At 66.8% G+C, this 24,732-nt stretch carries 11 protein-coding genes; 4 read left to right on the forward strand and 7 right to left on the reverse strand.

What is annotated here, in order from left to right:
* Positions 1–53 precede the first annotated feature (53 nt).
* Positions 54–989: an NADP-dependent oxidoreductase gene (locus tag ACFWPX_RS08895; protein WP_378926930.1), complete on the reverse strand. Its 936-nt coding sequence runs from the start codon at positions 987–989 to the stop codon at positions 54–56.
* A gap of 328 nt (positions 990–1,317) precedes the next feature.
* Here ACFWPX_RS08895 and ACFWPX_RS08900 point away from each other — a divergent pair, with 328 nt between their 5' ends.
* Both ACFWPX_RS08900 and ACFWPX_RS08905 read left to right on the forward strand, forming a co-directional pair.
* Positions 1,318–1,791, forward strand: a complete 474-nt coding sequence (locus tag ACFWPX_RS08900; RefSeq protein WP_378926931.1) for a MarR family winged helix-turn-helix transcriptional regulator — start codon at positions 1,318–1,320, stop codon at positions 1,789–1,791.
* Between the two features lie 145 nt (positions 1,792–1,936).
* Positions 1,937–2,383: a DUF1905 domain-containing protein gene (locus ACFWPX_RS08905; RefSeq protein ID WP_378926932.1), complete on the forward strand. Its 447-nt coding sequence runs from the start codon at positions 1,937–1,939 to the stop codon at positions 2,381–2,383.
* Positions 2,384–2,491: 108 nt separating this feature from the next.
* On the opposite strand, the gene ACFWPX_RS08910 is transcribed toward ACFWPX_RS08905, so the two are convergent.
* The 3 genes from ACFWPX_RS08910 to ACFWPX_RS08920 form a co-directional block, all read right to left on the reverse strand.
* Positions 2,492–2,827 (reverse strand): hypothetical protein, encoded by a 336-nt coding sequence (locus tag ACFWPX_RS08910; protein ID WP_378926933.1) that lies wholly within the window; start codon positions 2,825–2,827, stop codon positions 2,492–2,494.
* Between the two features lie 455 nt (positions 2,828–3,282).
* Positions 3,283–3,456, reverse strand: coding sequence for a hypothetical protein (locus ACFWPX_RS08915; protein ID WP_378926935.1), 174 nt, complete (start codon positions 3,454–3,456; stop codon positions 3,283–3,285).
* Between the two features lie 354 nt (positions 3,457–3,810).
* Positions 3,811–4,905 (reverse strand): hypothetical protein, encoded by a 1,095-nt coding sequence (locus ACFWPX_RS08920; RefSeq protein WP_378926936.1) that lies wholly within the window; start codon positions 4,903–4,905, stop codon positions 3,811–3,813.
* A gap of 189 nt (positions 4,906–5,094) precedes the next feature.
* Between ACFWPX_RS08920 and ACFWPX_RS08925 the strand changes: the two genes are divergently transcribed.
* Positions 5,095–5,931 (forward strand): S8 family serine peptidase, encoded by an 837-nt coding sequence (locus tag ACFWPX_RS08925; protein ID WP_378926938.1) that lies wholly within the window; start codon positions 5,095–5,097, stop codon positions 5,929–5,931.
* A gap of 320 nt (positions 5,932–6,251) precedes the next feature.
* On the forward strand, positions 6,252–19,457 hold the full coding sequence (locus tag ACFWPX_RS08930) for an amino acid adenylation domain-containing protein (RefSeq protein WP_378926939.1): 13,206 nt from the start codon (positions 6,252–6,254) through the stop codon (positions 19,455–19,457).
* A 343-nt stretch (positions 19,458–19,800) separates the two neighbouring features.
* Here the strand turns inward: ACFWPX_RS08930 and ACFWPX_RS08935 are convergent, their stop codons facing one another.
* From ACFWPX_RS08935 to ACFWPX_RS08945, 3 genes are read right to left on the reverse strand one after another with little or no spacing between them, the layout of a single operon-like run.
* Complete coding sequence (locus ACFWPX_RS08935; RefSeq protein ID WP_378926940.1) at positions 19,801–21,585, reverse strand: AMP-binding protein; 1,785 nt, start codon at positions 21,583–21,585, stop codon at positions 19,801–19,803.
* On the reverse strand, positions 21,585–23,285 hold the full coding sequence (locus ACFWPX_RS08940) for a GMC oxidoreductase (RefSeq protein ID WP_378926942.1): 1,701 nt from the start codon (positions 23,283–23,285) through the stop codon (positions 21,585–21,587). Before ACFWPX_RS08940 ends, ACFWPX_RS08935 begins: the two co-directional genes overlap by 1 nt.
* Positions 23,282–24,730, reverse strand: coding sequence for a flavin-containing monooxygenase (locus tag ACFWPX_RS08945; RefSeq protein WP_378926943.1), 1,449 nt, complete (start codon positions 24,728–24,730; stop codon positions 23,282–23,284). The genes ACFWPX_RS08940 and ACFWPX_RS08945 overlap by 4 nt, the downstream gene beginning before the upstream one ends.
* Positions 24,731–24,732 lie beyond the last annotated feature (2 nt).

Consider the following 24,732-nt stretch of genomic DNA (forward strand, 5'->3'; position numbering starts at 1 on the left):
CTTCCCGCTCGCGCGGGAAGCACCCCGCCTCGGTCAACTGCGATCGGTCGCGATCAGGGGACGAGCACGACAGTCTTCCCGATCAGGCGGCCGGCACCCGCGTCCGCATGCACGTCGGCCAGCTCTGCCACCGGGCGACGGTCGGCGACGTGGATGTGAAGCTTCCCGGCGTCCACCTTGGCGACCAGCTCGCTCAGCTGGGCTCCGTCGCTGCGGACCCACAGGCTCTCACTGCGGGCCCCGCGGGCGGTGTCCTCCGGAATCGGGCCTGCCGAGCTCACGGCGATCCCACCGTCGGCGACATAGTTCGTCAGCTGTGCGAGTTCCTCGGTGGAAACACGCACATGGTTCACCACCACGTGGAACGGACCGCCCACCGCGTCCGGACCGTCGGCGAGGCTGAGGGGGCCTTCGACCCGGACCGCGCCGTAGCCGCTGAGCCGATCGGCGTGCTCCGGCGCGTCCACCGCGGTCACCTGCGCTCCCGCGTCGACAGCGAGCTGCACCACCAGGCTGCCCACCGCACCCGCCGCACCGTTGACCAGGACCGTCTGACCCGGCTTCAGCTCGGCGAGCTCGAACGCCAACTGCCAGGCGGCGAGGCCGGTCAGCGGCAGCGCGGCGGCGTCGACCAACTCGATCGTCTGCGGTGCCGCGGCCAGGGACTCGGCGGGGACCAGCGCGAATTCGGCTGCGCCGCCCGCGGAGTCGAGGGGCAGCATCGCCACGACCCGGTCGCCGACCGCCCAGCTCGTCACGTCCGCGCCGAGTTCGACGACGGTGCCTGCCAGGTCGATGCCCGGCACATACGGCAGCGCGATCGGGATCATCTCCGCCAGATGGCCTGCGCGGATGTGATCGTCGACCGGGTTGAACGAGGTGGCCACGACCCGCACGAGCACCTGCCCGGGCGCGGGAACCGGACGGTCGATGTCTTCGTAGCGCAGGACTTCGCCGGCGCCGAACTCGTGGAAACGGATTGCCTTCATGGAACGGTCCTCCAGGTGTTTCGGTGTCGCCACGGGATGAGGCGATCGAGGGGGAAGGGAAAGTCGAACCGGCTCAGATCAGTTGGACCGAGCGGTTGGAGTCGCCCATGACCAGGCCGGTCGACGGCGCTCACGGCGCGAGGAGATCCACGTAGACCGCGGCCACTGGAAGCTCGGCCGTTCGGGTCGGGTCGGCGGCTCGTTGTCATCGGAATCAGCTCCTCAACCTTGCCTAGGCAACCTTTTCACTTGCCTAGGCAAGTGAAAACCTAGCGCATTATGACTTGCCCAGGCAAGTGCATGTTTCCCAGGCAAGTACGATGGACGGATGAATACCCCCTCACCCTGGCTCGATGAGGACCAGCAGGAGCTCTGGCAGGCGCTACTCACGGTCGTCATCGCCCTCCCAGCAGCCCTCGACCGCCAGCTACAACGCGACGCGGGCATCTCCAACTTCGAGTACGGGGTGCTTGCCCAGCTGTCCATGGCCGACGACGACACGATGCGCCTGAGCGACCTCGCGCGGGTCTGCGACAGCACCCAGCCTCGCCTGTCGAAAGCGATGGACCGTTTCGAAGCCCGCGACTGGGTCACCCGCCGACCCGACCCGAGCGACGGCCGATACACCTTCGCCACCCTCACCGACGGCGGCCGCCAGAAGCTCGCCGACAGCGCCCCGGAGCACGTCGCGCAGGTGAAGCGGCTCGTATTCGATCCACTGACCGCCGCTCAGCGCCGCAACCTCGGAACCGCGCTCACCCGAATCGCGACCACCCTGCGCGGGGACCTCGAACAGAGTTGATCGGCGGCCGCTTCGACTTCGAGAACCCGCGTCAACGGGAACGACGGGGGGGTGTGGTCTCGCCGATCGCACGCTGCCACTCCGGGCGCGCGGACGGTGGTAATACTCAGGTGCAACGTACAGATCAGTGGAGCTGGAGGCAGCAGTGACGTCACATCACTTCACCACGCGGATCGAGCTCGGAGGAAAGACCGCCACCGGTTTCCGGGTACCCGCGGACATCGTCGAAGCGCTCGGCCAGGGGAAGCGACCACGGGTCGTCGTGACCATCGGGCCCCACACGTACCGCAGCACGGTGGCCGTGTACGGCGGCGAGTTCATGCTGCCGCTGAACGCGTCGAACCGTGACGCCGCTGGTGTCAGCGCCGGAGACACCACCGAGGTCACCGTCGCACTCGACAAGGAAGAACGCACCATCGAGGTTCCCGACGATCTCGCACAGGCACTGGAGCACCACGGCTCGACAGCAGCGTTCGCCGCGCTCTCCTACAGCAAGCAACGCGAACGCGTGCAGTCCGTCACCGCGGCCAAGCGCCCCGAAACCCGCAAGAGCCGGATCGCCAGAATCATCACCGAGCTCACCGATACCTGACTGGAGACGTCTCGCCGCAACGCATCAGTTCCGGCACGCCGTCGTCGGCGAGGACCCGGTGCGATCCGATCCCGATGGATCCGCCGTGCTCGTAGCGCAGGCTCGTGGTCACGTGCACGGCGGCTGTAGGCGTTCCTTCGCGAATGCCGCGGTCACATAGTCGACAAGGTGAAGACGCAGGGTCGAGTGCCAGTCGGCGGGTATATCACCGATTGCCCCACCGAGGGCTGTTTCGACTTCGTTCAATACGAAAGGAAGCGGAATGCTCTCCCGTGAGCAAGTCTGTACCACGTATTCCAACTTATCCACGATGTCGCGAAGGTGAGCGGTCTCGCTCTCGTGCATCCCGCCATCGAGGCCCCCCGTGCGTCCGAGATTCCGGCGCACCTGATCACTGCCTTCGCCGTAGAGCGATCGCGGGTTATTGCTGATGTACTCGTCCATTGCCCCCCCTTGTCGTATTCGTTCCGTGCCGATGGTCAACGTACCGAACATTCGCAGGGAGCGGGGTACTACCGAGCAGTCACTTGGCGAACATGCAGTTACAAGTAAGGTATTTGTGATCCTTACCAGGGCGCATGCGTCTTGCGTGAGATCGATCGCCGTCCCGAAAGAGGTCGTTGGTGATTGCCTTCATCCGAACGGCACCCTGCCGGCCACGGGCTACGACGACCGGACGGTTCGGTTCTGGATAATCTCGACCCGAGACCGATCGGGCAATCTCTCGGGCATCATGCAGCGATCGTTTCTCTCGCATTCATCCCGCCGGCACCGTTCTGGCGGTCAGCGGCGTCCCTGTGGAATTTTACGCTACCCAGCCCCTTCGTTGTCATTGTCTTTCGCCGGATATCCCGGTCGTTCAACAGGATTCGTTCGCCGAGTCACGGACTGGTAGACGGTCAGTCGGCGGGCAGGGAGAAATACACGGTGCTGTCCACCATATCGGCGTGAATACCCATGTCCGCCAGAATGTTCACGGCTAGCAGGGCCTGCCCGGCCGCTGATGTCCCCATCGCTCGGGATTCGACATCCTGACAGGAGTTCCTGGTGTCGCAGCCGCGTTCCCACAGCATCGCGATGATGGCGCTCAGGCACTTCGTCGGTGGCGGCAACGCGTCCGCGAGTTGTCCAGCGACCGGTGTCCAGCGCCACTACCATGGCGGGTCCGAACCGCCGAGGGTCACGGGGTAGCCGATCTCGGCACAACGCGACCGCCTCCCGCCAGCGGCCGCCGCCTCTTGTCCGCGCCCCAGACTCCCAGGATGTCGGCCTGCACACTCAGCGACCACGCCAGCGGGACATCATGACGCCCCACTCCAACAGGAAAATCCTCTCCAACCGAGGTCAGAGAGGATTTTCTACTGTCTGGCCGACAGGCTCGAAGATCCGGCGGCCAGATTGCCCAACCGACGTTGCCTGACACCGCGCTAGATGATTCCCAACCCGGCCGCCGAGTTGTACAGCAACCAGTCGTACCAGAGTTGATACCGTGCCTGCGGCGCCTTCGTCTCCAGCATTCGATCCGTGCTGTCCTTGCGACCGGAGCCGACCCATACGCTGTCGTACGAGCCGACGTGGGCGGTCACGGTGAGTGGCCGGAATACGGTGTCCCGCCAACCCGAGGAAATGTAGTCGATCAGTTCACCGAATACCCAGGCGGAAATGGTTCCGACCACCAGTCCGAACGACCCTCCGATGGCCTTCCCCACCTTGATCAAAGCGTCCTGAACCTGCTTTTTGATCTCCCTCGTAACCCGATCAAGAAATGTTCGCATTGCCTTGCCATTGTCCCGTTCGACTAGCACGAGTGTCACGAGATAGGCCTTGGGGAAGGAATTACCGCGCTCGGTGATATTGAAGGTTGTGAAGTTCCGCGGGGGCTGGTAGTGCTTGACTTCCTTATTGTCGAAACTCCCGAGCTTGATCGGCTCGATGGTTTTCGTGTCACCGCTCTCATCGACTGATGTGCCACCGAGCCACATGTCGTCTTCGCCGATGTGACCGCCGAACGGGCTGTTGGTCTCGTTGGCGCAGCGCACCTGGGTCACTCGCAGCATCAGGCTGTCCGACCGCGTCGCCCGAGCGGGTGCATGCTGGGGGATCATCCCGCCCAATGTGCGGAGGAACACCGGGTTTTGCAGTTTCGCGAGGTCCGCGGCGGAGAACTTCAGGTTGGGGATCGCGAAGGCTGAGCCTTGCGAGGCGATCGGCGTCCGCGTCTGCAGATCGACCCCGACCAGTTCCCCGAGATGGGCCGTGCGGGTCGCGCTGGGCTTCAGTCGCTGGACAGCGGCGGCCCCGGCGGCGGCCCGCTTCTTTGCCGACATAGTGTCGAACCAGCCCGCAAGAATATTCTCGGCGGAGTCTTGTTGGGTTGGCAGCGGGAACCGCTTCGCGTCGGCAGCGTGTGCAGCGGCCTTGTCCGCCGCCAATTCGAGCTGGCGAACCACACGTTCGCCAATTTTGCGCAGTTTCGGATCGATGATATCGCCGAGCTGCGAATCGATGCTGTTGATGGACATTTCATTTTCCTTTCGTATTTCATCAGTTCGATGAGAACTCGACACTATGGATGAATTCTTCGGAGCACCTCGGTGCCGACACCGAAAAGGACACCGTGGTAGCACGGATGCGATCGGCACGTTCGCGACACATGCTGATGCGGAAGGCGATAATCGCCTGCAGTCAGTGGCCCGAAGAAAGTGCTCCAGATGTGCGGAATCAATGACAATTCGAGGTCGGTGGTGGAGCGCGAGCGCACGGCCGTCATCGATGCCGTCGGCTATCTGCGGGCGCGGACAGCCGCCGCGCACGATCCGCGCGTCGTGTGGTGGCCGAGCTCGATGGCCGAGGACCGGGAAACGCGCCTCACGATCGGACTGATCGAAGGCGGCTTCGATCAGTCGGTCGCCGACCTGGACGGAGCCTGCATCACCGTCCAGTGGTTCGGCGGGGCGCGGACCGCCCCACTGTGGTTCCGCGAGCACGGGGCCTTCTCCGCATCGCTGCTGGTCGGACAGGGCGCGGTGCGACTGCGCGGAATCGTCCCACGTGCGCGCCTGAACGTTGCCTGCACCGCATCAGCGGACGGCGTCATCCGGCCCGATGATGTCGCCGCCGCCATTCGATGGCTGACATCTTCGGGTGCAGCGGTGATCGTAATTCCACTGGGCCAGAACGACACTCATGCCGGACTGGCCGCCGCGCTGCGGGCAGCGACACACGCCGGGATCACTGTGATCGCGGCAGCGGGCAACTCGGCAGCAGAGCCGGTCCTCTTCCCAGCTCGTGACCCACGGTGCCTGGCCGTCGGAGCATGCACCGCGACCGGCGCACTGCTACCCGACTGCGCGAGCACACCGAAGGTGGACCTGTTCGTGCGCGGCGACCGGGTCCGCGCACCTGTCCGCGGACGGTTGCTGCGAACCCGCAGCGGGACCTCGGTCGCATGCGTACTCGCCGGCGGGCTCGCAACAACCCTGATAGCCGAATACGGCCGGACAGCTGCGATAGCGCACCTGGCACGGCAGCGGAAATCGAGTAGTTGATCGCTCTCCTCGCAGGTACCGCCGACACCGGCGCCTTCTCCACAACCACCTGCCCAGGCTGGTGCAACCGCTCCGTCTTTACCGTCTGGAGATGCTCGGACCGATGCGACACCGAACTGGTGCTCGGTCGGCCTGACCAGGCCCGGACCGGCTTCGTGACCCGAACTCTACGATTCGGGGCGCGCAGCGTCGGCACTACCCTTTCGGTGCGCACCGGGAAGGTCCAGAATTGAATAGCGCTTGCTGTGCGGCGCGAGTACCGCTACTACCGCGGTAGCTACGGGCGGTCACTACCCGGTGGTTCCTACGTAGGAGCCTTCATGCAACAAATTTTCCCATCGCCCACCGAGACCGGCCCCGATTTACCCGAGGGCGCATTCCCGCTGTCGGCGGCTCAACGCGGCATCTGGTTCGCCCAGCACATCGCGGGCGACATCCCCATCTCCATGGCGCAGTACATCGACCTCGGCGGTCCGGTAGACCCTGAGCTGCTGACGCAGGCGTCGCGCCAGGCCGGTCGCGAGTTCGGCACCGGGTATCTGCGGCTGATCGAGGTCGACGGGTTTCCCTTCCAGCTGGTCGACACCACGCTCGACGATGACCCGGTCGTCCTGGATTTCCGTGGCGATCCCGATCCGGTGGCCGCCGCCCAGACGTGGATGCGCGCGGAGTACGCGGCGCCGCTGAACCTGACCGTCGATCGCCTGGTCTGTGGCGCCATGCTGCGGATCGCCGACGACCGCTGGTTCTGTTACACGCGGATCCACCACATCGTGCTGGACGGCATGGGCGCGGTGGCCATGGTGCAACGCACCGGCGAGCTCTACAACGCGGCGGTCGATGGCGAGGAACCACCTGCGGCAAAGGCCGAGGATCTCCGCAAGATCGTCGACGCCGATGTGGCCTACCGCCGCTCGGATCGGTTCGTGGCCGACCGGGAGTATTGGCTCGAGCATCTCGGCGGGATGGCCGACCCCGTGAGCCTTGCCGGGCGCATCGCCGATGTCGACGCGCAGCCGAGCCGCGTCGCGGGCGCGCTGTCCAGCGACATGGCGGCGGCGCTGGACTCTGTCGCGAAGGCTGCCTCCTCGGGCGTCGCGCCGACCGTCGTCGCCGCGTTCGGCGCGTATCTCGCCGCCATGACCGGAGCCGGAGAGGTGGTGTTGAGCCTTCCCGTTTCGGCGCGCACCACGGCGAGCCTGCGACATTCCGGTGGCATGGTCGCCAATGTCGTCCCGCTGCGGCTCACCCTGTCGCCGACCACCACTGTCGGCGACGTGATCCGCGCCGCGCAGGCCGAGCTCACCGGCGCGTTGCGGCGGCAGCGTTACCGCCAGGAGGACATCTTTCGCGATCTCGGCTGGCCGTTGGACGAACCCGCGTCGTTCGGGCCGTCGGTGAACCTGATGATGGTGGACTCCCGGATTCAGCTCGGCGAGGTCACCGGACGGTTGCACGTGCTGACCTCCGGGCTGATCGACGATCTGTTCGTCAACCTGTATCCCGGGGTGGGCGGTGAGAGCACCCACATCGACTTCCAGGCAAACGGAAACCTCTACAGCGACGCCGAATTGGCGACGCAGCACCACCGGTTCCTGCTGTTCCTGCACCGGTTCCTGGCCGCAGGGCCGGACGCGGCGCTCTCGACGGTGCAGATGGTGTCCGACGACGAGCGTGCCGAACTCGTCCCCGTCCACGGGCCGGAAGGTGTGGCACCCCGTTCGCTGCCCGAAATCCTCGCTGCCGGTGCGGCACTCGCTCCGGATGCGGTGGCGATCCGCAGCGGCGAGACCACGCTGTCCTACCGCCAGGTCGACGAGTTCACGAATCGGCTGGCCCGGCTGCTGATCGCCGCAGGCGCCGGACCGGAACGCGCCGTGGCGATCTCGATTCCGCGTTCGGCGGAGTCGGTGTCGGCGATGATCGCGGTGGCCAAGACCGGCGCGGCCTTCGTGCCGATCGATCCGACCTATCCCACCGACCGGATCGAGCACATGGTCGGCGACAGCGGTGTCGTGTCCGGCGTGACCGTCGCGGCTGCCCGGCAGTCGCTGCCGGACCGGGTGAACTGGCTGATACTCGACGACGAGACAACTCGGCTCGGCGTGGCCCAGCAGGACGCGGCGGCAATCACCGACGCCGAGCGCCGCGCCCCCGTGCACCTGGACCAGGCCGCGTACATCATCTATACCTCCGGATCGACCGGAGTGCCCAAGGGTGTGCTGGTCGCGCACCGAGGGTTGGCCGATCTGGTCGCGAGTTCCGGCAGTAGGTTCGGTGTTGGTTCCAATTCCGTTGTGGCCCATGCTATCTCGCCGAGTTTCGATATCTCGATCGAGGAGATCCTGGTGACCCTCGCCGCAGGCGCCACCTTGGTCGTCGTGCCGCCGTCGGCCGCTGCGGGCGAGGAGCTGGCTGACGTGCTGCGCGCACACCGCGTCACCCATCTCGATGTCACGCCCGCGGTTGCGGCGTCACTGGATCCGGCGACGCTGCCCGACCTGCACACGGTGGTTGTCGGTGGTGAGGTCTGCCCGCCCGAGCTACCGGCGAAGTGGTCCGGGCGGACCCTGCTGAACGGGTACGGCCCGACCGAAACCACCGTGACCGTGAGCGTGAGCGAAGCTCTCACACCCGCCGCACCGATCACCATCGGCAGCCTCCGGTGCGGGGTCTCCGCCGTTGTGCTCGACCCATGGCTGCGACCTGTTCCCCCGAAGACGACCGGTGAGCTGTACATCGCAGGACCGGCAGTGGCGCGCGGCTACCACCAGCGCACCGGACTGACGGCCGGCCGATTCGTCGCGAACCCGTACGCGCCGGGCGCACGGATGTACCGGACCGGCGATCTGGTGCGCTGGAGCACGCGGGAGGGCAGGCTGGAGCTGGAATACCATGGCCGCAGCGACTTCCAGGTGAAGGTGCGTGGCTTCCGTATCGAGCTGGGCGAGATCGACGCGGTGCTGCAACGGCATCCGGACATAGACTTCACGATCACCCTCGGAACCGAAACCGGTTTCGGCACTACCGCGCTGGTGTCCTATGTGCTCCCCAGACCGGGAGCCGAGGTGGATCCGGAGGCACTGAAAGCGGCTGCCGGTGAATCACTTCCGCACTATATGGTGCCCGCGTACGTCGTGGTGCTGGACAGCATTCCGCTCACTCCGCTCGGCACGATAGATCGCAAGGCTTTGCCCGCACCGGAGACCAGCGTGCATGCGACCGTCGGCCGCGCGCCGTCGACTCCGCGCGAGGAGACACTCGCCGCGCTGTTCGCCGAGGTGCTCGGGCGGGAGGCGGTGGGTGTCGACGACAGCTTCTTCGCGCTCGGCGGGGACAGCATCGGATCGATCCAGCTGGTGTCCCGGGCGAAGGCAGCCGGGCTCGGGTTCGGTGCCCGGGATGTCTTCGAGCGCAAGACTGTTGCGGCGCTGGCCGCTGTCGCCACCGACGTACAGGCGCAGGTGTACGAACTGCCGGGTGGCGGCGCCGGCCCTGTCGAGCTCACACCGATCGTGCACGCGATGCTGGACCACGGGGATACGTGGCGCCGGGCCGGCCAGGCGGTATTGATCGGCCTGCCGACGGGTATCGAGCGGGCGCGACTCGGCGTGGCCCTGCAGGCGCTCGTCGACCACCACGACGTACTGCGTTCCTCCTTGCGTCGCACCGGTGAAGGCTGGGAATGGGTTGTCGCCGACCGCGGTTCGGTCGATGCCGAGGCGCTACTGGAGGTCGTGGCGGCGGGTCCGGACATCGAGGAGACCTGCGAACGGGCAGTGCAGCGCGCTGCCGACCTGCTCGACCCCGAGTCCGGCGTCGTCGCGCGGTGTGTGCTGATCGAGCGGGCGGACGCCGATCCCCTGTGCTGGCTGGTCGTGCACCGTCTCGTCATCGACGAGGTCTCCTGGCGAATTCTGCTGCCGGATCTGGCCACAGCGGCGCTGGGCGGCGACCTGGCCCCGGTCGGCACCTCGTTCCGGCGCTGGGCGCACGGTCTGGTCGAGCACGCGGGCGGGCGCGTCGACGAACTGCCGATCTGGCAGCGCGTGCTGGCGACACCCGATCCGGCACTCGGCTCCGGCACCCTGGATCCCGCGGTCGATGTGGTCGCCACCCTGGCGCATCGCCAAAGCGCCATCGCACCGGATATCGCGCATACCGTGCTCACCACCGCGGCCGACCGATTCCACTGCAGCGCCGACGATGTGCTGCTCACCGCACTCACGATGGCACTGGGTCGGTGGCGCGACCGGACCTCCGCACTGTTCACGCTGAAGAGCGACGGCCATGTAGAGGACATCGAGCCCGGCGACCGAGTCGCGCGCACGGTGGGCTGTTTCACCAGCGAGTACCCGGTGGCCGTCGACCTGACCGGTATCGACCTGACCGACGCGTTCGCGGGCGGCGCCGCGGCAGGCGCCGCGATCAAGGCCACCAAGGAGCAGCTGCGCGCGTTGCCCGGCAAGGGCATCGGCTTCGGCATGTTGCGCTATCTGAACGCCGACACGCTCGCGGGCGCACCCACCCCGCAGATCAGCTTCGACTACCTGGGCCGGGCAATGACCGACGGCGGGCCGGGAGCCTTTCTCCCGCAACGCTTCGCGGAAACTCGAGACGACCGGGCGCCGTTGGCCGTCGTTGTCGATGTCAGCGCCGTCCTGACCGACACCGGCCTGGAAGTGACCTGGACCTACGCCTCTCGATTGCTCGACGCCGCCGACGTGGACGAGCTCGCCGGACTGTGGACCGACGCAGTGCGGGCACTCGCCGACCATGCCGGGTCCGCGAGTCCTGGTGGTCACACACCGTCCGATTTCGACCTCGTGCCGGTGACCCAGCAGCAGATCGACGGGTGGGAACACAGCTATCCGAGTATCGCCGACGTGTGGCCGCTCTCGCCGCTGCAGGAGGGCATGCTGTTCCACTCGCTGTACGACCCGAACACCGCCGACAGCTACACGGTGCAGTCGATCCTCACCCTGGCGGGCGCGGTGGATGTGTCCCGCTTGCGTACCGCCGCGCAGGCATTGGTGGCGCGGCACGACATCCTGCGGGTCGCTTTCGTGGAAACCGGCGAGGGCCCGCGCCAGCTCGTTCTCGCCGATGCCGAACTCCGCTGGCAGGATCTGGATCTCACCGACATCGCGGATGACGATCTGCGGCAACAGGAGCTGGATCGAGTGATCGCCGTGGACGCGCGCACCCGATTCGATCTCACCCGGCCACCGCTGTTGCGCTTCCTGCTCATCCGGACCGCCGGCGACATCTGCCGCCTCGTGGTGACCAATCATCACCTCGTGCTGGACGGTTGGTCGGGGCCGCTGCTCGTCCGCGAGTTGCTGACGCTCTACCTCACCTCGGGCGAGGCCGCCGCACTGCCGCCCGCACACTCCTACCGGGAGTTCCTGACCTGGCTGCGCACACAGGACAGCGCGGCATCCGTCGCCGCATGGGCGCAATCGCTGGCGGGGGTGGATACGCCGACCCGCGCGGTCCCGGCCCTGGTCGGGGTCGAGTCCACCGAGACCGGGACGGCCACCATCGATCTGTCCCACGGCACGGTCACTCGGTTGGCGACGGCCGCAAGCGAATCCGGCGCAACGGTGAACACGCTGGTGCAGGCCGGCTGGGCGATGGTGGTGGCCATGCTGACCGGCCGGACCGATGTCGTGTTCGGCGCGACGGTTTCCGGCAGGCCACCGGAGCTGGCGGGCGTCGAAGAAATGGTCGGCCTCTTCATCAATACGCTGCCGGTACGCGTGCGACTCGATCCCGCGGAGCGCGTGGCCGAGCTGCTGGCCCGGCTGCAGGCCGAACAGGCCCGGTTGATGGACCACCAGCAGGTCGGGCTCGCGGCCATCCACCAGGCGACCGGCCTTACCGAATTGTTCGACACGCTGGTCGTTTTCGAATCCTTCCCGATCGACCGGGAAGCGCTGCTGTCGCAGACGCTCGACATCGCGGGGATGCGGGTGCTCGACGTCGAAGGCGCCGATGTGGCGCCTTACCCGTTGAGCCTCATGGTCATTCCGCTGCGCGGCAGCGAGGGACACGACACCCTGCGAATCACTGTGCAGTGCATGGCCGAACAACCCGGTCCCCTGGCGGCACGGCCACTGCTGAATCGCTTCGTCCGGCTGCTGACCCAGCTCGCCGAGAACCCACGCACCCCGGTCGCACAGCTGCAGTACTGCGACGACGCGGAACGCGCCGCGCTGTTGCCGGTCCGCGGACCGGAGTCGGTACCGGTGCGGACCCTGCCCGATATCCTCGCCGACGGCGCGCGCGTCGACAGCGACGCCATCGCGGTCAGCGCGGGCGCGCGCACCATGTCCTACGGCGAACTCGACGCACGCTCCAATCGCCTCGCCCGGATACTGCTGCGCCAGGGCATCGGCCGTGAGGTGTTCGTCGTGCTCGCCCTCACCCGATCGCTGGAATCGGTGATCGCGATGTGGGCGCTGGCCAAGACGGGCGCGGCCTTCGCACCGGTGGATCCCGGCTATCCGGTGGATCGGATCGAGCACATGATCACCGACTCGAAGGCGTCGATCGGTGTGACGGTAACCGCGATCCACGAAACCCTGCCGGACACCGTCGACTGGCTGCTGCTCGACGACCCACGCTCGGCGATGACGGTCTCCGACGCTCCCATCACCGACGAGGAGCGCGGCGGCCCCATCGATATCGATCAGACGGCCTACCTGATCTACACCTCGGGATCCACCGGCAAGCCGAAAGCTGTGCTGCTCAGCCACCGCGGCGTGGCGAATCTGGTCGCGGCCCAACAGGAGTCGTTCGAGCTGGGTTCGACGGCAAGCCCGCTACTGCTGTCCTCACCGAGCTTCGACGGATCTATTTCCGAGCTGCTGACCGCGCACGCGGCGGGCGGCAGGCTCGTGGTCTCGCCGCCGGATGTCTACGGTGGCGCCGAGCTGGACCGGCTGCTGCGCGCCGAACGGGTGACCCACGCGGTCGTCACGCCATCGGTGCTGGCCACGATGGACCCCAGCGGTATGGACCACCTGCGCCTGGTCTCGGTCGCCGGTGAGGCCGCGACACCGGAACTGATCGAGCGATGGTCGGTGGGCAGGCGAATGGCGAACCTGTACGGCCCCACCGAATTCAGTATCTCGGCGACCTGGTCCGCCGAACTCGTCGCGGGCGAGCCGATCACGATCGGCGGGCCGATCCGCGGTGCCGCCACCATGGTGCTCGACGCCTGCCTTCGCCCGGTTCCGGTGGGCATCGCCGGTGAGCTGTACCTGGCCGGTCCAGCGCTCGCCCGCGGGTACTTCAACCGGTTCGCGATGACCGCGGAACGCTTCGTCGCCAACCCGTGCGGAGAGCCGGGCGAGCGGATGTACCGGACCGGCGACATGGTGCGCTGGATCACCGGCAACGGCGCCCTCGAACTGGAGTATCTGGGCCGCAGCGACTTCCAGGTCAAGATCCGCGGCATTCGGATCGAGCTGGGCGAGATCGACGCGGCGCTGTCGCGCGACGAGCAGGTCGGGTACGCGGTGACGATCGGGCGCGCGGGCCCGGCGGGGGCGACCGCACTGGTGTCATATGTGCTGCCCGCGCAGGGGGTGGAGTTGGATACCGCGCGGCTGCGTGCGCAGCTAGCCACGGAACTGCCCGGGTATATGGTGCCCGGCTACGTCGTTGCGCTGGATTCGATTCCGCTCACCCCGGTCGGCAAGCTGGACCGCGAAGCCCTTCCGGTACCCGACTTCTCGGACACACAACATCCGTATCTGGCGCCGCGCACCCCGCTGGAAGAAGCCGTCGCCGGAGTGTTCGCCGATGTGCTCGGCACCGAACAGGTGAGCGTCGACCGGTCGTTCTTCGAGCTCGGCGGCGACTCGCTGAGCGCGACCCAGGTTGTCGCCCGGCTGAATTCGGCGCTCGGGTCCGCCGTCACCCTGCGTGATCTGTTCGACGCGCCCACCGTAGGGCAACTGGCGGCACGGGTCGTCCCGGCCACCGACGGCAAGCCCGAACCCATCGCTCTCGCCCCGCGGATCCGGCCTGCCCGGATCCCGCTGTCGCCGGCGCAACAGCGCATGTGGGTCCTCAACCGCATGGATCCGACGTCGCCCGCGTACAACATCGCGGTCGCCCTCCGGCTCACCGGCGAACTGGACGTGGATGCCATGCGGCGCTCGCTCGCCGATGTCATCGGCAGGCACGAGACTCTGCGCACCCTCTACCCCGCCGACGAGGACGGACCACACCAGGTGGTGATCACCGCCGAGGTCGCCGCGCCGGACATCACGGTACTCGACACCGAAGATGGTGCACCGCTGCGCGATCGGATCAACACAGTGGCGGACAAGGGATTCGATCTCGCCGAGGAACCACCGCTGCGCGTAAGCATCTTCCGCGTCACCGCACCTGGTCCCTCCATGAGCGGCGCTGAGGACACCGCGAGTTCCGCGCCGGTCCACGTGGTCGTCCTGGTGGTGCATCACATCAGCGCCGACGGCGCGTCGATGGCGCCCCTCGCCACCGACGTGGTCGCCGCCTACGCGGCGCGGACGGCGGGAGCCGACCACACTCGGGTGCCGCTTGCCGTCCAGTACGCCGACTTCACACTCTGGCATCGCGAGCTGCTCGGCAGCGAGTCCGATCCGGAATCGACTGCCGCGCAGCAGATCCGATACTGGACCGACACCCTCACCGGCGCGCCGGACCAGCTCGAGCTGCCCGCCGACCGCCCGCGACCCGCAGTGCAGTCGATGCGCAGCGCCGACTACCCCTTCACCATCGACGCCGAACTGCACGCCGCCCTGGTGGAATTCGCGGCCGCGCACAACGTCACCCTGTTCATGGTCGCCCACGCCACGCTGGCGGTCCTGCTGGCCCGGCTCGGCGGCACCGACGACGTGGTGATCGGCACCGCGATCGCCGGCCGCGGCGAACGGGCGCTGGACGAGCTCGTCGGCATGTTCGTCAACACGCTGGCACTGCGCACTCCGGTCGACCCGAGCGCTCGGTTCACCGAGTTCCTCACCGCGGTCCGGGCGGTCGATCTGGACGCGTTCGCCCATGCCGACGTGCCGTTCGAGCGGCTGGTCCAGGTGCTGAACCCGAGCCGGTCGACCGCGCACCATCCGCTGTTCCAGGTATTGCTGAACCTGCAGAACTTCGTCGAGCCCGCACTCGAACTACCCGGCCTGCGGTTCGAGGTGGAGGATTTCGACCGAACTTCCTCGCAGTTCGACCTGACGCTCGTCCTGCGCGTTCCCTTCGGGGAGACGGGACCGGTCGGCCTTGACTGCGTCCTGACCTACGCGACTGACCTGTTCGATCCGGCGACGGTGGCGGCGCTCGTCACCCGGTGGCGCCGCGTGCTCGCCACCGTCCTCGCGCAGCCCGGGGTGCGCATCGCCGATGTCGACGTCCTCGACGACACCGAGCGCAGCACCCTGGTGCCGGTGCGCGGACCCGAAAGTTCCGGGACAGCAACACTTCCGCAGCTGCTCGCCGCCTCCGTTTCGCAGTACCCGGAGCATCCCGCCCTGGTCGTCGCCGGACACACGACGACGTACCGGGAGATGGACGCGCACACCAACCGGCTGGCGCGGCTGTTGCTGGAAGCGGACGCAGGCCCGGAAACCGTGGTGGCGCTCGGCCTCCCCCGTTCGGCCGAACTACTCACCGGTATGTGGGCGGCCGCGAAGATCGGGGCGGCCTTCCTGCCGGTCGACCCGAAGTACCCGGTGGAGCGGATCGATCACATGCTGACAGATTCCGGCGCCCGAGTCGGTCTCACCGTCGCCGCCTGCCGGTCGATGCTGCCGGACAGCACGAACTGGCTCGTGCTCGACGACCTCGAGGTGGTCGAGCGCTGGTCCCGTGCGCGCAGCACCGCCGTGCGCGACAGCGAACTGCCCACACCGATCCGGCCGGACAATCCGGCGTGGCTGATCTACACCTCCGGCTCGACCGGAACACCCAAGGGCGTCTCGGTCCCCCATCGAGGCATCGCCGACATGGTCGCGGCGCAGCGCGCAGTGCTCGGCCTCGACGAACACTCCCGGGTCCTGCAGGTCGCCTCACCGAGTTTCGACGCGTCGGTATTCGAGGCCGTCATGGCGTTCGGCACCGGCGGCGCCGCGGTGGTGTCGCCACCGGATGTGTTCGGCGGCACCGCACTCGCCGAGCTGATCGAGGCCGAACGGGTGACCCACATGGTGATCACGCCGTCGGCGCTGGCCACCCTCGATCCCGCCGAGGTGCCGAGCGTGCGGGTACTCGCGGTCGCCGGTGAGGCTGTCGGCGCCGAACTCGTCGAGCGCTGGGCAGCGGACCGCACGATGGTCGACCTGTACGGACTGAGCGAATCCACCATCTGGACAACGGCTTCCGCTCCCCTTGCCGTCGGTACGCCGGTCTGCCTCGGTACGCCGATACGGGGCGCGGCCGTGCTTGTCCTCGACAATCGGCTGCGCCCGGTTCCGGTCGGTGTCGCGGGTGAGCTGTACCTCGCCGGACCTGCACTGGCCCGCGGTTACCACGCCCGGCCGAGCCTGACCGCCGCCCGCTTCCTCGCGAATCCCTTCGGCGCAGCGGGAGAACGGATGTTGCGCACCGGCGATCTGGTGCGCTGGACGCGTCGCGCGGCGAACGTGGAGCTGGAGTACATCGGCCGCACCGACTTCCAGGTCAAGGTGCGCGGACAACGTATCGAGCTCGGCGAGATCGACGCCGTGCTCGGGCGCGCCGACGGCGTCGACTTCGCGGTGACGCTCGGTGTCCCCGGGCCCACGGGGACATTGGCTCTGGCGGCCTACCTGGTGCGCACACCGGGAGCCGAGCTCGACCTCGGGCGGGTTCGTGCCCTCGCGGACGGCACCCTGCCCACGCACATGGTGCCGTCCGCTTTCGTTGTGCTGGAAGCGATTCCACTCGATCCCGTCGGTAAACTCGACCGGAAGGCGCTGCCCGCGCCGGAATTCACGGTCGAACGGACCGTGTATCGGGCGCCGTCGACACCCACCGAGGAAGCCTTCGCCAGGATCTTCGGTCAGCTGCTCGGTCTCGACACGGTGGGCGCCGACGACTCGTTCTTCGCCCTGGGCGGCGACAGTATCCTCGCCATCCAGCTGGTGTCGCGGGCCAAGCTGGAGGGCATCCGTTGCACGCCGCTGCAGGTCTTCGAGCACCGCACGGTGGCGGCGCTCGCCACCGCCGCCGACGCCGCGGGCGCGGTAGTGACGCTCGACGAGCTGCCCGGTGGCGGTGTGGGCGATATGCCCGTTCCACCGATCGTGCATTACATGCTGGAGCGCGGCGGCAACTACGACCGCTTCGCGCAGACCGCGGTGCTGGAGCTGCCGGTAGGAATCGACCGCGCCCAGATCGTCGGCACACTCGCGGCCGTCGTCGACCGGCACGACATGCTGCGCGCACGGCTGACGACCGCCGAGAACGGTGCGCCACGACTACTGGTCGGCGAACCGGGCTCGGTCGACGTGGACGCACTCCTGCATCGCGTCGAGGTCGACGCGGCAGATTCCGTCGAGCTGCGCGAATACGCGGTGACCGAGCTCGATTCCGCGATGAACCGGCTCGATCCGGCGAGCGGGACTGTGCTGCAGTTCGTCTGGCTCGACCCGGTGGGCGACGCGGGAACACGGACCAGGGCGGGCCGACTCGTCGTGGTGGCACATCACTTGGTGATCGATGGCGTCTCCTGGCGCATCCTGGTGCCGGATCTGATCGCCGCCTGGGCGCAGCTTTCGGTCGGCGACACCCCGGTCCTCGCCGAGACGGGCACCTCGATGCGGCGCTGGTCGTACGCACTGGCCGACGAATCATGCACGGACAGCAGGGTTTCCGAACTCGAATACTGGCGGCGGGTTGTCGAGGGCACTGACCCGCTGATCGGTCCCCGCGAGCTCGACGCCACGGTCGATCAGACGCACACACTGCGCATGGTCGAACGCGAAATAGCCGCCGACGTCACCAACGCGCTGCTCACCACGCTGCCCGGCCTCTTCCACGGTGGCGTCGACGACGCCCTGCTCGCCACCCTGGCGCTCGCGCTGATCCGCTGGCGCGGCGAGGCCACCGACACCGCGCTGATTCGGCTCGAAGGCCATGGCAGACAAGAGGAAGTAGTCCCCGGCGCCGACCTGTCCCGCACGATCGGCTGGTTCACCAGCATCTACCCGGTGCGGCTCGACCTCACCGGCATCGATGTCGACGACGCGTTTGCCGGCGGCCCTGCCATCGGCGCGGCGATCCGCACGGTGAAGCATCAGCTGCTCGCGGTGCCGGACAAGGGCATCGGGTTCGGCCTGCTGCGCTACCTGAATCCCACGACGGCGGCGCACCTTCCGGCCCGCCTGCCCGGCCACATCAGCTTCAACTACGTGGGCCGCTACGCGACCGGCGACATCCCCGCCGGGCTGGAAGGCATCGGCTGGCTGCCCACCGACGAACTCGGCGACCTGCACGGTGCCGAACATCCGGATGTGCCAGTGCAATCCGCGATCGATGTGAGCGCGGTGGTCGTCGGTGACCGGCTGCAGGCGAGCTTCGGCTTCCCCGCGACACTGCTCGAAGAGAACGCGGTGGCCGAGTTGGCCGACCTGTGGATCGACGCGCTCGGCGCGGCCGCGCATTTCGCCGACACCCCGGCCGCCCAGACCGCCGCTGCCGAGGAATCCGCGGCGGCAGCCGCCACCCCGGTCCCGGGCGGACTCGGTCTCGATGTGCTGCTGCCCATCCGGCTCGGCGGCACCGAGCCTGCTCTGTTCTGCATCCACCCGTCGTCCGGAGTCTCCTGGACCTACCTCGGATTCGCGGAGGCGCTGCGACCCGGCCGACCGATCTACGGCCTGCAGGCTCCGGATCTAGAGGGCCGTGAACCACCCGCCCGCTCGATCGAGGACTTCGCCGACCGGTACATCCGCGAGATCCGCGCCGTGCAGCCCGAGGGTCCGTATCACGTGCTCGGCTGGTCGTCCGGCGGCCTCATCGCGCACGCCATCGCGACCAAGCTCCGGGAGGCGGGCGACACGGTCGGTGTCGTCGCGCTCCTGGACGCCGATACCGCCGACATCGACGGTGACAGCATCGAGCAACTCACCGCGGGCGGCTTCGTCAATGCGTTCGGCTCGGTCATCGGCATCCACGACGTGCCCGCCGAGGCGACCGCTCGAGAAGCCGCCGACGCGATCCGCGAGCGACTCGGCGGCGTAACGCTGATCGACGCGGACACCCTCGAACGGCTGGCCGCGTCCTACAACGCATCGGCCCGAACCAGAACCGGATACCGGCGCCCCGTGTTCGACGGCGACATCCTGTATTTCAGCGCGACCGTCGACACCTCCGACATCTTCGGCCCGGACGGCTGGCGCCCCTATGTGACCGGCGAAATCAGCAACCACGACATCGAGGTCACCCACTACGAAATGACCGCACCCCACGTGCTGCCGATCATCGCGCGCGTGCTCGACGAACATCTGGAAGGCAAGTCTCGGGCGACCACGAGAACAACGGCGTAACTCCGAATTGGGCGGATTCAACTGGTTGTTCGCAACGTTTGCGGTTGCCTTTGGGAGCGGGGTCGATGAGGTGGTCGCCCACCGCTCAGTTGACAGAGTGTGACAGGTCCGGCGAGCGAGCCCTCCTCGAGTATCTGTCACGCCGATCCTCGACTCCTGCCCGATGATCGTTCTGCAGTCCGTTCACCGACTGTGGCCCGGATCCTCTCCGACCCTGTCCGCCACCGATTGCATGCCGCGAGTCTGCAGGACCGCGCACACGTCATCCGTGTCGACCATGACCGGAGGGCTGGCATTTCCAGCCAGTACCTGGTCCGCGCAGACCAGGGTGTTCCGGGGTCCCTCAGGCGTAAAGCTCCTCGATCTCGGCGGCGTACTTCGTGGAAATCGGCTTGCGCCGCAACTTCAGCGTCGGCGTGAGCTCGGCACCGCCGGGCTCCCAGAACGCCGGTAGCACGGTGAACTTCTTGATCTGTTCGACTCGTGCGAGGCGGGCATTGCCGCTGGTGACCCCTGCCTCGACGGCCGCCAAGACCGCGGGGTCGGCGGCCAGGTCGGCGGCGTCGACGAGCTCACGGCCGTGCGTCGCGGCGATCTCGACCGCTGTTTCCTGGTCGAGGACGATCAGCGCGACGTTGTAGGGCCGGGAATCGCCGATGACGACGACGGTGGCCGCGACGGGGCATTCGGACTTGATCGTGTTCTCGATATTGGTCGGCGACATGTTCTTGCCGGCCGCGTTGATGATCAGTTCCTTCTTGCGGTCCACGATAGTGACGTAGCCGTCGGCGTCGACGGTGCCGATGTCACCGGTGGACAACCACCCGTCGGCGCTGAGTACTTCGCGGGTGCGTTCGGGGTCGTTGCGGTAGCCGCGCATCATCATCGGGCCGCGCAGGAGTAGTTCACCGTCTTCGGCGAGTTTCAACTCCACGGTGGGCACCGGTTTGCCGACCGTTCCGATGCGGATCGCGTCCGGCGGGTTGATGGTGGTGCCTGCCGAGGTTTCCGTCATTCCCCAGACTTCGCAGACCCGAATACCGATGGCCAAGAAGAACTCCAGGGTGTCGGGCGAGATCGCCGCCGCGCCGGAGATGCCCCACCGCAATTCGTCGAAGCCGAGAGTGGCCCGTACTTTTGACAGTACGAGCAAGTCAGCCAGTCGCCAGAGGAGTTCCTTGTGCGGAGCGATCCGGCGGCCGGCCTGTTCGGCCCGGACACGCTCAATGGCCAGGGACAACGCCCGGCGCCCGAGTTCGCGCCGCAGGGGGCTCGGGGCTTGGTCGATGGCGGCTTCGATCCTGAATCGCATCTTGTCCCAGACGCGCGGCACCGCAAGCCAGATCGTCGGGCGCACATCAGGCAACGCTTCGGCGATCGTGCTCAAATCGGCGATGTCGGTGGTCTGAACGCCGTGAGTCATCTGCAGGTAGTGCGCCGACAGTCGGTCAGCGACATGGGCAGACGGCAAGTAGGAGGTGATCCGGTCACCGGGGCGGACTTCCACCACCTGGTCGAAGGCGACGCACTCGGCCAGCAGACTCGCGTGGGTGAGCTCGACTCCCTTCGGGCTTCCGGTGGTACCGGAGGTGTAGATCAGGGTGCATACGTCATCGGGAGCGACTGCGCGCCATCGGCTTTCGAAGTCGAACTCGGCGGGAACCAATCCAGGCAGCGCATCGAAAGCGACGGTGCCCTCGATCTCGTCGTCGAGACACACGATGTGGTCGAGCTCCGCACCGGTTTTTGCGATCGTCTCGAGATAGCGGGGTTCGGTGATGATCACCCTGGCGCTTGCGTTGTCGAGGACATAGGCCAGCTGTTCGGGTGCGAGAGTGTTGTAGATCGAGAACGGGATCGCCCCCACGTGCAGTGCGGCGGTGTCGATCAGGTGGAACTCGGGCCGATTGGTCAGCAGGATGCCGACGGTGTCGCCGGGGCGGACGCCGAGTCCGGCGAGCCCACCTGCCAGTTCGCGGACTCGCCGGGCGTAGTCGGCCCAGGTGATGCGTATCGCGTTGCCCGGTGTTCGCACCGCGACCCCTTCGGGATCGAGGCGGACGATGTTCTGGAATGCCTCGGCAAGTGTGGTCGGGGTGCCGCAAGGCAGACGGTGCAGGGTAGACATCAACGGTCCTCTCGAACGCGGGAAATCGAAGTACGGAGACGGAGCGCACCGGGTGCGGTGGCTGGTACAGCAGGGTTGTTCGGGGCGACCGGTACCAGGCGCTGGTAGGGCGAACCCAATGCCGGCCGTGGGTCTTTGCCACCCTTGTTAGGCCAGAACGCCATGGCGCGTTCGGCTTGGGCGGTGATCGTCAGCGAGGGGTTGACCCCGAGGTTCGCGGTCACGGCACTACCGTCAGCGATATGGAGCCCCGGGTGGCCGTACACCCGCTGCCACGGGTCGATGACGCCGGTTTCGGGTGAATCGCCGATCGTGGCACCACCGAGGTAATGAGCAGTGGCCGGGATATTGAGAATGTCGGTGGCGGCGTTGTGCGGTGCGCCATCGATCGCGGCACCGTATTCGCGAGCAACCTCGTGTGCAGTGGGGATCCAGTCAGGGTTGGGCTCCCCGGAGCCTTGCCGCGTGAGAAGTCTGCGGCCTTTCAGATAGGACGTCAGTGAGTTGTCCAGCGACTGCATGACCAGCAAGATCACCGACCGTTCCGACGCGCGGTGCGCGTTCTGCGAACGGAGAAAGGTGATCGGATGCAGCACCATGGCCAGCAGGAACCGCAACCACCGGAAGGCGCCGCCGTCGATCATCGGCACGGTCTGCACGAACAGCGCGTTCTGCCCCTTGCCGTAGGTGCATACCTCGATGTGGGTATGCGGCTCGGGATGGATGGATGAGGTGATCGCAACGCCTTGGGCGAAGTCGGTGCGGGTGTTGCTCGGCACCGGAATGATCGCCTCGGAGTTGCTACGGGTCAGCTCACCCAATCGCGGGGACAACTGGGGCAGGACACCGTCGCGCTTGAGCTGGTGCAGCAGCTTCTGTGTGCCCAGCGCCGCTGCGGCGAATACCACCTGCTCGGCGGTGAAGACACGACGATCCTTGCGCAGCTTGCCATTCGAGCGCACGGTATCGATGAGGTATCCACCGCGTCCGTCCGGTTCGACCGAGGTAACGGTGGTCAGCGGATGGACTTCGGCGCCGTTCCGTTCTGCCAGATACAGGTAGTTCACATCGGTGGTGTTCTTGGCGTTGTGAGTGCAGCCGGTGAAGCACTCCGAGCAGTGGATGCAGCCGGCGCGCCGTGGCCCCGCGCCGCCGAAGTACGGGTCGGCGACCTCGACTCCTTCTTTGCCCTCGTTGAAGAACACCCCGACCCGGGTGCGGTGGAACGTATCGGCCACGCCGCGGTCGCGGGCTATTTGCAGAAGTACTTCGTCTTTGGGGCCGATTCGCGGATTCGGGACGACTCCGAGCATGCGTTTGGCTTGGTCATAGAAGGGTGCAAGCTCGGCTTTCCAGTCCGTGATGTGTGCCCACGCGCGGTCGGTATAGAAGTCCGGCAGCGGTTCGTAGAGGGTGTTGCCGTAGATCAGTGACCCGCCGCCGACCCCGGCACCGCTGAATACCACACACTTGCCCAGCACGCTGATGCGCTGAGGTCCGGTCATTCCGAGTGTGGGCATCCAGATCGACTTGCGCACATTCCAATTGGTCCGCGGAAAGTTCCCGGGCTCCCAGCGTCGTCCTGCTTCCAGTACTCCGACCCGGTAGCCTTTCTCGGTCAGTCTCAGGGCGGTGACGCTGCCACCGAATCCGGAACCGATGACGACGACGTCGTAGTCGTACTTGTCGTGAGTGGTCATCTGGAAAGTACCTCGTAGTCGTGGGGATCGAACTTCGCCTGTGTCTTGTACTCGATGCCGAGTTGTGGCCAGTTGGTGGTGATCCGACCAGTGCTGGTGCGGTACCAGGACGAACAGCGGCTCCACACGCTGTCGCCGAGCTGACGCTGGATCCGTTCGTCGTATGCCCGTTCGACCTCGCGCTTGATGTCGAGGGGTGCTCCGGCCCGCGCCAGGTGGTCGACATAGCCGCCGAGATATTTCGCCTGAGCTTCCAGGAAGTAGATGATCGAGCCACCGCCGGAGTTGGTGTTGGGCCCGTACATGACGAAGAGATTGGGGAATCCAGGAATTGTCATGCCGTAGTAGGCGTGGGCACCATCGCGCCATTCATCGTGCAGGTTGTTGCCGTCGGCGGTGATGGTCATCGGGGCAAGGAATTCGGTGGCTTTGAACCCTGTACCCCAGATGATCACGTCGACCCCGTGTTCGCGGCCATCGGCAGTGACGACACCTGTGGGAGTGATCTCGCGGATCGGGTCGGTGATCACGTCGACGTTGGGTTCGGCCAGCGCAGGCAGATAGTTGTCCGAGAAGAGGATGCGCTTGCAGCCGATGTCGTAGTCCGGCCAGATCTTCCCGAACAGTCCGGGCTTGGCTTCGGTCTGCTTGCGCATGTGCCGCTTGGAGATCGCCTTGATGACTCGCGCCAGCGGTTTGGCGTAGACCCAGGCAACGGACAGACTCTCGACCAGTCCGTACCAGGTCGCGCGTTCAGCGAGCTCGGTCAGCGGCACTTTCTCGAATACCGCGTGATGGGTGCTGGAGAACTCTCGATCCGGGCGCGGAATGATATAGGGCGCGCTGCGCTGGAAGAGCGTCAGCTGTGCGGCCGTCGGCTGGATTTCCGGCACGAATTGCACGGCGCTGGCACCGGTGCCGATGACCGCCACTCGCTTATCGGTCAGGTCGATCCCGTGATCCCACTCCGCAGAGTGGAATGCAGGACCGGTGAACGTTTCCCGGCCGGGGATATCAGGGATCGAGGGGCGTGAGAGCTGCCCGACGGCGGAGACGACAACATCGAACTCGGCGTTCTCGCCACCCGCGACTGTGACGGTCCACTGTCGAGTAACTCGATTGAAATCCGCGCTCAGCACTTCGACACCGAAGCGGATGTGGGGGCGGATGTCGTATTTGTCTGCGACGTGGCGGATGTAGTCGAGGATCGCTGGCTGGCGCGAGAACCTTCTTGGCCAGTGCGGATTGGGTTCGAAGGAGTACGAGTAGAAGGGTGAGGGCACATCGCAGGCGGCGCCGGGGTAGGTGTTCTCGCGCCAGACGCCGCCGACATCGGCGCCCTTCTCGAACACGACGATGTCGTCGAAGCCTTGCTTCTTCAATTCGATAGCGGCGGCGAGGCCACCGAAGCCGGATCCGATCACGGCCACCGAAAGTTTGTGCACGA

Origin of the sequence: Nocardia sp. NPDC058518, assembly GCF_042719655.1 — a bacterium.
Lineage (GTDB): Bacteria > Actinomycetota > Actinomycetes > Mycobacteriales > Mycobacteriaceae > Nocardia.

What these genes read in the sequence shown, in the direction of transcription:
- ACFWPX_RS08915 (WP_378926935.1), bottom strand. Translation starts at nt 3,456, where the DNA reads ATGCTGTGGGAACGCGGCTGCGACACCAGGAACTCCTGTCAGGATGTC.
- ACFWPX_RS08925 (WP_378926938.1), top strand. Translation starts at nt 5,095, where the DNA reads ATGTGCGGAATCAATGACAATTCGAGGTCGGTGGTGGAGCGCGAGCGC.
- ACFWPX_RS08920 (WP_378926936.1), bottom strand. Translation starts at nt 4,905, where the DNA reads ATGTCCATCAACAGCATCGATTCGCAGCTCGGCGATATCATCGATCCG.
- ACFWPX_RS08940 (WP_378926942.1), bottom strand. Translation starts at nt 23,285, where the DNA reads ATGACCACTCACGACAAGTACGACTACGACGTCGTCGTCATCGGTTCC.
- ACFWPX_RS08895 (WP_378926930.1), bottom strand. Translation starts at nt 989, where the DNA reads ATGAAGGCAATCCGTTTCCACGAGTTCGGCGCCGGCGAAGTCCTGCGC.
- ACFWPX_RS08910 (WP_378926933.1), bottom strand. Translation starts at nt 2,827, where the DNA reads ATGGACGAGTACATCAGCAATAACCCGCGATCGCTCTACGGCGAAGGC.
- ACFWPX_RS08900 (WP_378926931.1), top strand. Translation starts at nt 1,318, where the DNA reads ATGAATACCCCCTCACCCTGGCTCGATGAGGACCAGCAGGAGCTCTGG.
- ACFWPX_RS08935 (WP_378926940.1), bottom strand. Translation starts at nt 21,585, where the DNA reads ATGTCTACCCTGCACCGTCTGCCTTGCGGCACCCCGACCACACTTGCC.
- ACFWPX_RS08930 (WP_378926939.1), top strand. Translation starts at nt 6,252, where the DNA reads ATGCAACAAATTTTCCCATCGCCCACCGAGACCGGCCCCGATTTACCC.